Here is a 13,156-nt window from a genome sequence, read left to right on the forward strand (position 1 = left end):
TCCTTCACAGGTGTCACAGATGCAGACGATGGTTTCACTCTCAGGTCCCTCGTCAGGCGCCCAGGGTTTCCCGTCGCTGCCGTACCATGTATCGTGGTATGTGTGCGTGAGTACCACGCGTTGTGGTGATGTGTTTCCGCAATGAGGGCAAAAAGCTAAGTGTCGGCGCAGTTTCTCGGTCATGTCAGCGTGAAATCACTTTCGATTCTCTGAGTGATATGAATTTGCGAGTTGCGTTTTCTTGGAAAAAGCTATGACGCTAACCTTACAAGCCATGCGAGTATTTCTTTGAAGTATGACCCAAGGGCTGCACCAAGGACTAGAGTGATCACCCACAAGACCCCCGAAGCTAGGCGACGTGTAACCTTTCCCTTCTCCGATTGGATGGTGAGTTCCTGTTTAAGAGCGCTCTCCATTTCCGTTTTGAAAGCAGCGAACTGCGCTTGGCCAGTCTTCGCCAGAACTTCGTATCTCTCAGCCAGCTTTTTTTTCTCCTCGATCTCGGCAAGCACGTGGTCAAGTTGCTGCGTTTGAGAGCCCAGTTCCAACTGCAGTTTGGAAATAATTTCACTTGCTTTTGCAATGTGTGAACGGGCTTCGTCTACTCGCTCACGTGCGGCGCGATCGTCCGCTGGTTCTGGCAGCAGACCAACAAAGTATTTACCGACAGCGTGTGTAGAAACCTGTCGAATTTGCGCTTCAGTGAATAGACGCCCAGTAACGGTACGAATCAGCTCCGCCGTTATCGCATTGAAAAAATCAGGTAAGAAGACCACATCGTCACTATAGCCTTGCGACAGGCCAATGGTGGTTGCATTGAACCTGACTTCTCATCACTTCGGATGATGGCGGCAGAAAAGCGGTGCGACCGCACAACAGGTCATCTACCAGGATGCAGATGCCAAGACCTTGCTGCACCTTCTGCATCTTGGTCAGCATCTGGCACTGAATCGGTGCGATTCAGCGATTGGCGGCAGGGCGCCGCCCTTCAGATCAGAACGTGATCCCTGCCGGATTCGACGCATTGCGCGTAGGCACAGGCGCCTGCGGCGCCGGCGCAGCCGCCCGGCCTTGCGCTGCCGGAGCAGCCGCAGCCGTCTCCGTCGGCCGGGGCGCCACCGCCACCAGCGGCGAAGTCGCGCCGTTGCGATAGCCCGCAGGCAGGCCGGATGTCTTGGGGTAACCCGCCGCATCCAGAAACTGCGTCCACTCGGCGTCCGAATAGCCTTTCAGCTGTTGGCTGCCAATGGTCAGCAGCGGCAGCGAGGCGTCGCCAGTCAGGCGTTGCAGGGCCTGGATGTCGTCGCCGGTGTTGACGGTGCGTTCCACAAAGGGGATGCCCCGGCTGCTCAGCATGGCGCGGCCGGCGCCGCAGGGGCCGCAGTTGTCGCCGCTGTACAGCGTGACCGGGTATTTGCCGGCCACCTGGCGCAGCTCATAGGGCAGGGAGGCCGATGCGGCCGCCGCGGCGGCGCCGGTGCTGACCGGGGCGGCCTTGTCTTTGGCGCTGGCGGGCGGCGCCTTGTCGGAGAAGGTGACCTTGCCGTCCGGGCCCACGATGCGGTAGATGGTTTGCGCCTGGGCGCTGGCGGCTGCCAATGCGAGCAGCAACCCACCCACCACCATCATGCCTTGCTTGTTCATCATGCGTTGTTTCCCTTCAACAAGATCTTGATCTTATCTGTCAGTCATGCCCTGGTGGCGCAGCAAGGCGTCCAGCTGGGGCTCGCGCCCGCGAAACGCCTTGAACGACTCCAGCGCCGGACGGCTGCCGCCCACTTCCAGTATCGTCTGCCGATATTTTCTACCGGTTTGCGGGTTTGGCAAGCCGTCGTTACCCGCTGTTTCCTCAAAGGCGGCATAGGCGTCGGCGCTCAGCACCTCGGCCCACTTGTAGCTGTAGTAGCCGGCCGCATAGCCGCCGGCAAAGATGTGGCTGAAGGTGTGGAAGCCCCGGTTCCAGGCCGGCGGCTGCACCACCGCCACCTCTTGGCGTACAGCGTCGGCCAGCGGCATGAAGTCTTGCTGCGGGTGCTCGGAGGTGTGCAGCAGCATGTCAAACAGCGCGAATTCGATCTGCCGCAGCGTCTGCATGCCGCTCTGGTAGTTCTTGCCGGCCAGCATCTTGTCGAACAGTGCGCGCGGCAGCGGGGCGCCGGTGTCCACGTGGGCGGTCATGTGGCGCAGCACGTCCCATTCCCAGCAGAAGTTTTCCATGAACTGGCTGGGCAGTTCCACCGCGTCCCACTCCACGCCGCTGATGCCCGACACGTCGTGCTCGTTCACCTGCGACAGCAGGTGGTGCAGGCCGTGGCCGAATTCGTGGAACAGGGTGATGACGTCGTCATGCGTCAGCAGCGGCGGCTGGCGCACACCATCCACCACCACGCCTTCGGCAAAGTTGCACACCAGGTGCGCCACCGGGGTTTGCAGGTGGCCGTCGTCCGGGCGCAGCCAGCGGCTGCGCACGTCGTCCATCCAGGCGCCACCGCGCTTGCCGGAGCGCGCGCCGGGGTCCAGGTAGAACTGGCCGACCAGTGCGGTGCGGGCAGGTTCGCTGCCGGTGGCGGGCACCTGGCGCTCAATGCGGTAGAACTCCACGGCCGGGTTCCAGGTGGGGGCACTGTCCTTGCTGATGGACACGTCAAACAGCGTCTCGACGATCTTGAACAACCCGGCCAGCACCTTGGGCGCAGTGAAGTACGCTTTGACCTCCTGCTCGTTGAAGGCGTAGCGTGACTCCTTCAGCTTTTCGCCCACATAGGTCCAGTCCCAGGGCTGGGGGGCGTCCAGCTTCAGCTCGGCCTTGGCAAAGGCGCGCATGTCGGCCACGTCTTTTTCGCCATAGGGCTTCGCGCGGCGGGTCAGGTCGCGCAAGAAGTCGATCACGTGCTGGGGCGATTGCGCCATCTTGGGCACCAGGGACAGCTCGCCAAAGTTCTTGTAGCCCAGCAGCTTGGCCTCTTCCTGGCGCAGCGCCAAAATCTCGTGGATCAGCGCGGTGTTGTCATATTTCTTCAGGTCGCCTTCGGCCTGGTCCGAGCCGCGCGTCACGTAGGCGCGGTACAAGCGGGCGCGCAGCGCGCTGCTGTGGGCAAACTGCATCACCGGCAGGTAGCAGGGCATTTTCAGCGTCAGCTTGTAGCCGTCGTGGCCGGTGGCCTGGGCGGCGGCCAGCGCGGCCTGCTTCACGTCATCCGGCACGCCGGCCATCTCGTCCTCGGTGGCGAAATAGGCATAGGCGTCGGTGGCGTCCAGCGCGTTTTCGCTGAACTTCTGGCTGGCCTCGGCCTGCCGCTCCTGGATGGCGGCAAAGCGCTCGCGCGCGGCGCCCTGCAGCTCGGCGCCGCCCAGCACGAAGTTGCGCATGGCGTTCTTGTGCGCCTGGCGCTGCTCGGCGTTCAGCGCGGCCACGTCCATGGCCTTGTACTTGGCATACAGCGCCTCGTCGGCGCCCAGGCGGGTCCAGAACTCGGTCACGCGCGGCAGGGCTTCGTTGTAGGCGGCGCGCAGCTCGGGCGTGTCGGCCACGCTGTTGAGGTGGTTCACGGCGCCCCAGGCGCGGCCCAGGCGCTCGGTGGCCACGTCCAGCGTGCGGGCCACGGCGGCCCAGTCGGCGGGGAAGCCGGGTTCAGTCACCTTGGCCAATGCGGCCTCGGCGTCGGCCAGCAGCTGGTCCATGGCCGGGGCCACGTGCTGAGGCGCAATCCGGTCAAACAGCGGCAGGTCGTCAAAATTCAGCAAGGGGTTCATGGGGCAGGGCTCCTGCAACTGGGACAAGCGGGCGGTGGGGAAAGTTCAGCCGGCGTGGCGCTCGGCAGATTCCAGCGTGTTGACCAGCAGCATGGTCACCGTCATCGGCCCCACGCCGCCGGGCACCGGGGTGATGAAGCCGGCGACGTCCTTGACGCCGGCAAAGTCCACATCGCCGCACAGCTTGCCCTGCTCGTTGCGGTTCATGCCGACGTCGATGACGATGGCGCCGGGCTTCACCATTTCGGCCGTCAGCGTGTTGCGCCGGCCCACGGCCGCCACGATGATGTCGGCCTGGCGGGTGTGGGCGGCCAGGTTGATCGTGGCGCTGTGGCAGATGGTGACGGTGCAGTTGTTCTGCAGCAGCATCAGGGCCATGGGCTTGCCGACGTTGTTGCTGCGGCCAATCACCACCGCGTGCTTGCCCTTCAGCGGCACGCCGGTGCTCTCCAGCAGCTTGATGCAGCCATAGGGCGTGCACGACCAGAAGCCGGGCATGCCGGTCATCAGTGCGCCGGCGCTGGCGATGTGGAAGCCGTCCACGTCCTTGGCCGGTGAGATGGCCTCGATGACCTTTTGCGCGTCGATGTGCTTGGGCAAAGGCAGTTGCACCAGGATGCCGTGGATGGCGGGGTCGGCGTTCAGCGCCTCCACCCGGGCCAGCAGGGCGGCCTCGCTCAGCGTGGCGTCGTACTTTTCCAGCACCGAGTGCAGGCCGGCGTCAGCGCAGGCCTGCACCTTCTTGCCGACGTAGACCTGGCTGGCCGGGTCTTCGCCGACCAAAATCACGGCCAGGCCGGGGGTGGTGCCTTTGGCCTTCAGCGCGGCAGTGCGCTGCGCCACTTCGGCGCGGAGGGTTTTGGCAACCTGGTTGCCGTCGATGATTTGGGCGGTCATGCGTGCGTTCTTTTTCAGTAACGCCCGCTCACCGCAGTCAGCGGGCGGTTAGGTAGCGGTTCAGGCCTTGGCGGCGTTCTGCCCCAAGGCGATCTTCAGCAGGTCGGCCACGGTGTTGGCGTTCAGCTTTTCCATGATGTTGGCGCGGTGTGCCTCCACCGTCTTGATGCTGATGCCCAGGTCGTCGGCGATCTGCTTGTTCAGCCGGCCGGCGACGATGCGCTCCAGCACCTGCGATTCGCGCACCGTCAGCTTGGACAGCAGGGCGTCGCGGCTGGCGGCCAGTTGCGAGTCGGCAAAAGTGCTCTTGGCGTGCTCCAGCATGCGCTCCACCAGGCTGACCAGCTGGTCTTCCTTGAAGGGCTTCTGGATGAAGTCCATCGCGCCCTTCTTCATGGTGTCCACCGCCATGGGCACGTCGCCGTGGCCGGTGATGAAGACCACGGGCAGCGGGGAGTTGTTCTCGAGCAGGCGGTTTTGCAGCTCCAGGCCGGTCATGCCGCTCATGCGCACGTCGACGATCAGGCAGGCCACCTCGCGGGCGTCGTAGCGGCTGAGGAAGGACTCGGCCGAGTCGAAGCAGCGCACCCGGTAGTCCTTGCCTTCCAACAGCCACTGCAACGAGTCGCGTACCGCCTCGTCGTCGTCCACCACATACACCGTGCCCTTTTTTGGAATCAAACTCATGCCTTATCCCGGGGTTTCCTGTCGTTGGGGTTGTGGCGCGGCCTGTGCGGGCGCCGTGTCGGGCAGGGGGATCCAGAAGGAGAACCGGCACCCCGCCACTTCCGGACCATTGTAGAGGTTCTCCGCCTTGATCCGGCCCTGATGTGACTCGACGATGGATCGGCACAACGACAGGCCGATGCCCATGCCGTCGGCCTTGGTGGAATAGAAGGCCTCGTAGAGCCGGCTCATCACCTCGGGCGCCAGGCCGCTGCCGGTGTCTTGCACGGCAAATTCAATCACCGGCTTGCCGTCCATCTGGCGTGGCACCACGCGCAGCTCCACATTGCGCTCAGCCGGCGGGCGCTGCCGCTCGTCGATGGATTCGGCGGCGTTGCGCAGCAGATTGACCAGCACCTGCTCGATCAGGATCGGGTCCACCAGCATGCGCGGTAGGCGCGCCGCCACGTAGTGGGACAGGCGCACGTTGTGGCGGCGGAACTCGATCTCGGCCAGCTCCACGGCTTCTTCCACCAGTGCCGGCACCTCGGACAGCGTGCGGTTGGGCTCGCTGCGCTTCACGAACGAGCGTATGCGCTGGATGATCTGGCCGGCGCGGTGCGCCTGGCGCGCGGTTTTCTCAAGCGCGCCGAGCAGGTCCTCCTCGGTGATCTGCTTGCCCTTGATGCGCGAGATCATGCCGTTGCAGTAGTTGTTGATGGCGGTCAGCGGCTGGTTCAGCTCGTGCGCCACGCTGGAGGCCATCTCGCCCATGGTGATCAGGCGGCTGGCGTTGCGTGCGCGCTCGGCCTGCGCGGCGGACTGCTCCTGCGCCAGGCGGCGCGGCGTGATGTCGGTGGCAATCACCATCTGCGCCAGGCGGCCGTCCACCCAGCTCAGGTAGCGCATGCGCACCTCCAGCCACTTGCCCAGCTCGGGCAGGAAGATTTCGGCGCTCTCGGTTTCGGTGTCGGCCAGCGTGTCGGTGGGCATGCCGACGAAGGAGTCCACGTTGTCCAGCGACTCGTCGTTGGTGCTGGGGGCCGGCATGCCGGCGCGCGTGGCCATGCGCAGGTGGCCGGCGGGCAGGCCGTTGAACCACAGGCGGTACAGCTTGTTGGTGAACAGCAGCTCATCGCTGCCCAGCGGCGCCACCGACACCGAGGCGTCCAGCGCCTCCAGCACGGTGGTGAAGCGCTCGTAAGAGGCCGACAACTGCTCGCGCACCCGGTTCGGCTCGGTGATGTCGGTCATCGAGGTCATCCAGCCGGTCTGCTGGCCCTTGGCGTCGATCAGCGGCGACACGTACAGCCGGGCGTCAAAGCGGCTGCCGCCCTTGCGCTTCACATGCACCTGGAAGCCGCCTGGCGGGGTGCGGCCGTTGAGCTCGTCGTCCAGCCGTGAGCTCAGCAGCTCGACTTCTTCCTCCGGCCAGTAGGGGAAGGGGGCGGTGCGGCCCACCAGCTCGCTCTCGCTCCAGCCGGTCATCTGGCAGAAGGCGGCGTTGACATAGGTGATGCGCCCTTGCAGATCGAGCGCGCGCATGCCGGTGGCCATGGAGTTTTCCATCGCGCGGCGGAAGTTGGTCTCCACAACCAGCGCCTGCTGCGCCTGGTTGCGCCGCCGGGTGTGGCGGAAGTTGGCGATCAGCATCCAGGCCGTCATGCCTGACAGCGCGCTCATCAGCCAGAACAGGCCGCTGCCCACCACGCCCAGCGAGGTGCGGTAGCCCTGGGCGCGCACCACCAGGCCGTTGCCCACCGGGGCCACGGGCATTTCGTAGTCGTTGGCCGGCGGCGTCCAGGGCAGCAGGTTGCTGGCCGGGCTGCGCGCGGGGATGCTGACACCAGCCAGCAGCTGGCCGGCCGAGTCCAGCAGCGACACCGCGTAGCGCGCCGCCACCTCGGAGGGCACGCCGTAGCGGTAGAGCCCGTCGACCGAAAACTCAGCCAGCACCACGCCGGCAAAGCGGGCCTTGTCGGACAGCGGAATCTGCAACTGCAGCGGCGCCATCACCTCGGCGGCGGCGGGGCGCTGCAGGTAGACCGGCTGCTGCAGGTCGCGCGCCAGGCCGAAGGCGCTTTCGGTGTCGCCCACCTTCAGCGTGTCGCCCACCTTGCGCAGCTGGCTGGGCGGCAGGTTGGCGTTGCCGTAGGCGGCCTTGATCTTGCGCCGGGCGTCTATCCAGCTTAAGGATTGCAGCTCGGGGTATTGCACCACCAGGGATTCGGCGCGGTTCTGGAACTCTTCGGCGTCCAGCTCGCGGTTGGAGACCTCGCGCGCAATGCGCATCAGCTGCTCCTGGCGCTCCAGCAGCCGCAAGCGCAGGCGCTGCTGGGTGTATTCCACGTCGCGCTTCACCGCCTCCTGCTCGCGGTCGATTTCTTCCAGCCGCAGGTACATGAAGGCCGCCACGATGGCCGCCAGGAACAGCAGCACCGCCGCCAGCGGCGCCAGCACGGCATAGCGGTCCTGGCGCTGCGGTGCCAGCCGGTTCCACCAATGGCGCGCACGCGCCACCGCAGGCAGGTCCAGCGGGTTGGGCAGGTTCAGGTTGGAGGGTTGGCGCACCCCTGGAGTTTAGAGGAGGGGCGGTCGCATGGCAGCTTGTTCACGCCAAGTGACCGGACAAGCAGGTCGCCATCCGACGGGGTTAATGATTTCATAATATAAAAACACTATGCAGTATTTGAAATTTCAAATAATTTGTGAGAAACTAGGTGCACCGTACTAAATTACGAAACCCCCGACGAGGAGACAACAAACATGTCAGCCGTACCCGAGAACCTGTTCGGTTCTGCCGCCAATGATGTGGACAGCCAGGAAACCCGCGAATGGATGGACGCGCTGTCCGCCGTGATCGAAAGCGAAGGCCCCGAGCGCGCCCACTTCCTGCTGGAGCAACTGCTGGAGCATGCCCGCCAGCACAGCATCGACATGCCGTTCTCGGCCAACACCGGTTATGTGAACACCATCGAGCCGGAGCAAGAGGAAATCTGCCCCGGCAACATCGACATCGAGGAGCGCCTGCGCGCCTACATGCGCTGGAACGCCATGGCCATGGTGGTGCGCGCCAACCGCCACAACCCCGAGGACGGTGGCGACCTGGGCGGCCACATCGGCTCGTTCGCCTCGCTGGCCAACCTGTTTGGCGCCGGTTTCAACCACTTCTGGCATGCCGAGAGTGAGAACCACGGCGGCGACTGCATCTATATACAAGGCCACGTGTCGCCCGGCGTCTATGCCCGGGCCTACCTGGAAGGCCGGCTGACCGAGGAGCAGCTGGTCAACTTCCGCCAGGAGGTGCAGGGCAAGGGCTTGTCCAGCTACCCGCACCCCAAGCTGATGCCCGAGTTCTGGCAGTTCCCCACCGTTTCCATGGGCCTGGGGCCGCTGATGGCGATCTACCAGGCGCGCTTCCTGAAGTACCTGCACGCGCGCGGCATTGCCAACACCGAAAACCGCAAGGTGTGGGTGTTCTGCGGCGACGGCGAGATGGACGAGGTGGAGTCGCTGGGCGCCATTGGCCTGGCGGCGCGCGAGAACCTGGACAACCTGATCTTCGTCGTCAACTGCAACCTGCAGCGGCTGGACGGCCCGGTGCGCGGCAACGGCAAGATCGTGCAGGAGCTGGAGAGCGAGTTCCGCGGCGCCGGCTGGAACGTCATCAAGCTGCTGTGGGGCAGCAACTGGGACCCGCTGCTGGCGCGCGACAAGGACGGCGCCCTGCGCAAGATCATGATGGACACGCTGGACGGCGACTACCAGGCTTTCAAGGCCAACGACGGTGCCTACGTGCGCAAGCATTTCTTCGGCCGCCATCCTAAGACGCTGGAGATGGTGTCCAAGATGAGCGACGACGACATCTGGAACCTGCGCCGTGGCGGCCACGACCCGCAGAAGGTCTATGCGGCCTTCCACAAGGCGGTCAACCACAAGAGCCAGCCCACCGTGCTGCTGATCAAGACCGTCAAGGGCTTCGGCATGGGCAAGATCGGCGAGGGCAAGAACACCGTGCACCAGACCAAGAAGCTGACGGACGAGGACATCAAGACCTTCCGTGACCGCTTCAACATCCCCATCCCCGACAGCCAGATCGCCAGTCTGCCGTTCTACAAGCCGGCCGACGACACGCCGGAGATGAAGTACCTGCACGAGCGCCGCAAGGCGCTGGGCGGCTACCTGCCGCACCGCCGGGTGAAGGCGGACGAGCAGTTCACGGTGCCCTCGTTGGACACCTTCAAGGCGGTGCTGGAGCCCACGGCCGAGGGGCGCGAAATCTCCACCACGCAGGCCTACGTGCGCTTTTTGACGCAGCTGCTGCGCGACAAGGCGCTGGGCCCGCGTGTGGTGCCCATCCTGGTGGATGAGGCGCGCACCTTTGGCATGGAGGGCTTGTTCCGCCAGGTCGGCATCTACAACCCGGCCGGCCAGCAGTACACCCCGGTCGACAAAGACCAGGTGATGTACTACAAGGAAGACAAGGGCGGGCAGATCCTGCAAGAGGGCATCAACGAGGCCGGCGGCATGAGCAGTTGGATTGCCGCGGCCACCAGCTACAGCACCAGCAACCGCATCATGGTGCCGTTCTATGTGTACTACTCGATGTTCGGCTTCCAGCGCATTGGCGACCTGGCCTGGGCGGCTGGCGACATGCAGGCACGCGGCTTCCTGCTGGGCGGCACGTCGGGGCGCACGACGCTGAACGGCGAGGGCCTGCAGCATGAGGACGGCCACAGCCACATCCTGGCCGGCACCATCCCCAACTGCATCAGCTACGACCCCACGTTTGCGCACGAGGTGGGCGTGATCCTGCACCATGGCTTGAAGCGCATGGTGGAAAAGCAGGACAACGTCTATTACTACCTGACGCTGCTGAACGAGAACTACCCCATGCCGGGCCTGACCGAAGGCACCGAAGAGCAGATCATCAAGGGTATGTACTTGTGCAAGCAAGGCCCGAAGCTGACGCCGCGCGTGCAGCTGCTGGGCAGCGGCACCATCCTGCGCGAGTCCATCGCCGCGCAGGCCCTGCTGGAAAAGGACTGGGGCGTGGCCGCCAACGTGTGGAGCTGCCCCAGCTTCAACGAGCTGGCGCGCGACGGCCAGGACTGCGAACGCTGGAACCTGCTGCACCCCACCGAACCGGCGCGCCAGTCGTTCGTGGCCCAGCAGCTGGACAAGCACACCGGCCCGGTGATCGCGTCCACCGACTACATGAAGGCCTACGCCGAGCAGATTCGCCTGTTCATCCCCAAGGGCCGCACCTACAAGGTGCTGGGCACCGACGGCTTTGGCCGCAGCGACTTCCGCAGCCGCCTGCGCGAGCATTTCGAGATCAACCGGCACTACATCGTGGTGGCGGCGCTCAAAGCCCTGGCCGAAGAGGGCACGCTGCCGGTGGCCAAGGTGGCTGAGGCGATTGCCAAATACGGCATTGACGCTGACAAGGTCAACCCGCTGTACGCTTGATGCAGGCCTGACCACAACCCACAACAAGAGAGACAAGACTATGGCATTGGTAGAAGTCAAGGTCCCCGACATTGGGGACTTCAGCGAGGTCACGGTGATTGAGCTGCTGGTAAAGCCGGGTGACACGGTGAAGGCCGAGCAGAGCCTGATCACGGTGGAATCGGACAAGGCGTCGATGGAGATTCCGTCCTCCACCGCAGGCGTGGTCAAGGAGCTGAAGATCAAGCTGGGTGACAAGGTGGCCGAAGGCTCGGTGGTGCTGGTGCTGGAAAGCGCTGGCGGTGCGGCTGCCGCGCCGGCGCCTGCTGCGGCCCCGGCTGGCGCAGCGCCCGCTGCCGCTCCCGCAGCAGCCCCGGCGCCGGCCGCATCCGCCCCGGCTGCCGCCCCCGCTGCGGCCGCCGGTCCGGTGGAAGTGCGCGTGCCCGACATTGGCGACTTCAAGGACGTGGCCGTCATCGAACTGCTGGTGAAGCCCGGCGACACGGTGAAGGCGGAGCAGAGCCTGATCACGGTGGAAAGCGACAAGGCGTCGATGGAGATTCCGTCGTCCGCCACCGGCGTGGTCAAGGAGCTGAAGGTCAAGATTGGCGACAAGGTCAACATTGGGGACCTGGTGGCGATGCTGGAGGGTGTGGCCGGTGGTGCTGCGCCCGCCACGGCTGTTGCCGCACCAGCGGCGTCTGCTGCTGCGGCGGCACCTGCGCCAGCGGCAGCTTCCGCGCCGGCCAGTGCTGCGCCCGCCGCCGCAGTGGCGGCCCACGACCCCAACGCTCCCACGCTGGGCCTACCTCATGCGTCGCCCTCGGTGCGCAAGTTCGCGCGCGAGCTGGGCGTGCCGCTGGCCGAGGTCAAAGGCAGCGGCCCCAAGGGCCGCATCACGCAGGACGACGTGCAGAGCTTCACCAAGGCGGTGATGGCTGGCACCGCCAACACCAAGGCCATGGGCGCCAAGCCGGCCGCTGCTGGCGGCGGTGCCGATGGCGCGGCCTTGGGCCTGCTGCCCTGGCCGAAGGTGGACTTCACCAAGTTCGGCGCCGTGGAGCGCAAGGACCTGGGCCGCATCAAGAAGATCAGCGGGGCCAACCTGCACCGCAACTGGGTGATGATCCCGCACGTCACCAACCACGACGACGCCGACATCACCGAGCTGGAAGCCTTCCGCGTACAGCTGAACAAGGAGAACGAGAAGAGCGGCATCAAGGTGACCATGCTGGCCTTTTTGATCAAGGCCTGCGTGGCGGCGCTGAAAAAATTCCCCGAGTTCAACGCCTCGCTGGACGGTGACCAACTGGTCTACAAGCAGTACTTCCACATCGGCTTTGCCGCCGACACGCCCAACGGCCTGATGGTGCCGGTGCTGAGGGATGCCGACAAGAAGGGCATCTTCCAGATCTCCACCGAAATGGGCGAGCTGGCCAAGAAGGCGCGCGAGGGCAAGCTGAGCCCGGCCGAGATGAGTGGCGGGTGCTTCTCCATCAGCTCGCTGGGCGGGATTGGCGGCACCTATTTCACACCCATCATCAACGCGCCCGAGGTGGCCATCCTGGGCGTGTGCAAGTCCAGCACGCAACCGGTGTGGGACGGCAAGGCCTTTGCGCCGCGCCTGATGCTGCCGTTGAGCCTGAGCTGGGACCACCGCGTGATCGACGGCGCGTCCGCCGCGCGCTTCAACGTCTACCTGGGCCAGATCCTGGCCGACTTCCGCCGGGTGCTCCTGTGACCACGGTCGTCGTCGTCAAAAAAGCCGGCCAGGTGGCCATTGCCGCGGACACGCTGGTGACCTTCGGCGACACCCGGCTGGCCAACCGCTTCGAGAGCAACAGCAAGCTGTTCAAGGTGAACACGCCCACCGGCCCCAGCTATGTGGGCGTGGCTGGCACGGTGGCGCACTTTCCGGTGCTGCGCAAGGCCATGGTGGCGCTGCCCAAGGAGCAGTTGCTGCTGGGGAGCCGGGACGAGGTGTTTGACACCTTCACCCGTCTGCACCCACTGCTGAAGGAGACCTTCTTCCTGCAGACCAAGGAAGACGACAACGACCCGTATGAGTCCAGCCAGTTCACCGTGGTGATTGCGAACGCCACTGGCATCTATGGCCTGTACAGCTACCGCGAGGTGTTTGACTTCCGGGAGTTCTGGGGCATTGGGTCGGGGCGCAGCTTTGCGCTGGGCGCCATGCACGCGGTCTGGGACAAGGCCAAGACCGCCAAGGAAGTGGCGCTGGCCGGGCTGAATGCCGGCTGCGCGTTTGACAAGAATTCGGACGGCCCGGTGGAAGTGTTCACCGTGAAGCTGAAATCCTGAGAGCTTGCGGGACAGACCGAAGCGAAGCGGACCTCTGTCCTCAACTGACTAGAACCAAACGAAAGAG

The 13,156-nt window shown here is 64.8% G+C and carries 9 protein-coding genes; 3 read left to right on the plus strand and 6 right to left on the minus strand.

Annotated elements, in window-relative coordinates; genetic code table 11:
• Positions 1–251 precede the first annotated feature (251 nt).
• From AC1DX2_RS00230 to AC1DX2_RS00255, 6 genes are all read right to left on the minus strand, one after another.
• Entirely contained in the window at positions 252–776 is a 525-nt protein-coding gene (locus AC1DX2_RS00230) for a hypothetical protein (RefSeq protein ID WP_477194272.1), read from the minus strand.
• 217 nt (positions 777–993) lie between these two features.
• Positions 994–1,644, minus strand: a complete 651-nt coding sequence (locus AC1DX2_RS00235) for a glutaredoxin family protein (RefSeq protein WP_477195728.1) — start codon at positions 1,642–1,644, stop codon at positions 994–996.
• 33 nt (positions 1,645–1,677) lie between these two features.
• Entirely contained in the window at positions 1,678–3,753 is a 2,076-nt protein-coding gene (locus AC1DX2_RS00240; protein WP_477194273.1) for a M3 family metallopeptidase, read from the minus strand.
• Between the two features lie 45 nt (positions 3,754–3,798).
• On the minus strand, positions 3,799–4,650 hold the full coding sequence (folD, locus tag AC1DX2_RS00245; protein WP_477194274.1) for a bifunctional methylenetetrahydrofolate dehydrogenase/methenyltetrahydrofolate cyclohydrolase FolD: 852 nt from the start codon (positions 4,648–4,650) through the stop codon (positions 3,799–3,801).
• A gap of 60 nt (positions 4,651–4,710) precedes the next feature.
• A complete protein-coding gene (locus AC1DX2_RS00250) occupies positions 4,711–5,337 on the minus strand; it encodes a response regulator transcription factor (protein WP_477194275.1) in 627 nt (208 codons plus the stop codon).
• Between the two features lie 3 nt (positions 5,338–5,340).
• Positions 5,341–7,887 carry a PAS domain-containing sensor histidine kinase gene (locus tag AC1DX2_RS00255; protein ID WP_477194276.1) on the minus strand — a complete coding sequence of 849 codons (2,547 nt, stop codon included), beginning with the start codon at positions 7,885–7,887 and terminating at the stop codon, positions 5,341–5,343.
• Positions 7,888–8,082: 195 nt separating this feature from the next.
• Between AC1DX2_RS00255 and aceE the strand changes: the two genes are divergently transcribed.
• From aceE to AC1DX2_RS00270, 3 genes are read left to right on the plus strand one after another with little or no spacing between them, the layout of a single operon-like run.
• Positions 8,083–10,788, plus strand: a complete 2,706-nt coding sequence (aceE, locus tag AC1DX2_RS00260) for a pyruvate dehydrogenase (acetyl-transferring), homodimeric type (protein WP_477194277.1) — start codon at positions 8,083–8,085, stop codon at positions 10,786–10,788.
• A gap of 40 nt (positions 10,789–10,828) precedes the next feature.
• Entirely contained in the window at positions 10,829–12,508 is a 1,680-nt protein-coding gene (gene aceF, locus AC1DX2_RS00265) for a dihydrolipoyllysine-residue acetyltransferase (RefSeq protein ID WP_477194278.1), read from the plus strand.
• Complete coding sequence (locus tag AC1DX2_RS00270; RefSeq protein WP_477194279.1) at positions 12,505–13,089, plus strand: MFS transporter; 585 nt, start codon at positions 12,505–12,507, stop codon at positions 13,087–13,089. The genes aceF and AC1DX2_RS00270 overlap by 4 nt, the downstream gene beginning before the upstream one ends.
• Positions 13,090–13,156: the final 67 nt, after the last annotated feature.

The organism is Hylemonella sp. P2_B10 (genome assembly GCF_056404875.1).

Bases quoted from the DNA above. Each gene is read 5' to 3' on its own strand.
- AC1DX2_RS00235 (WP_477195728.1), bottom strand. From the start codon at position 1,644: ATGAACAAGCAAGGCATGATGGTGGTGGGTGGGTTGCTGCTCGCATTG.
- AC1DX2_RS00240 (WP_477194273.1), bottom strand. From the start codon at position 3,753: ATGAACCCCTTGCTGAATTTTGACGACCTGCCGCTGTTTGACCGGATT.
- folD (WP_477194274.1), bottom strand. From the start codon at position 4,650: ATGACCGCCCAAATCATCGACGGCAACCAGGTTGCCAAAACCCTCCGC.
- AC1DX2_RS00250 (WP_477194275.1), bottom strand. From the start codon at position 5,337: ATGAGTTTGATTCCAAAAAAGGGCACGGTGTATGTGGTGGACGACGAC.
- aceE (WP_477194277.1), top strand. From the start codon at position 8,083: ATGTCAGCCGTACCCGAGAACCTGTTCGGTTCTGCCGCCAATGATGTG.
- aceF (WP_477194278.1), top strand. From the start codon at position 10,829: ATGGCATTGGTAGAAGTCAAGGTCCCCGACATTGGGGACTTCAGCGAG.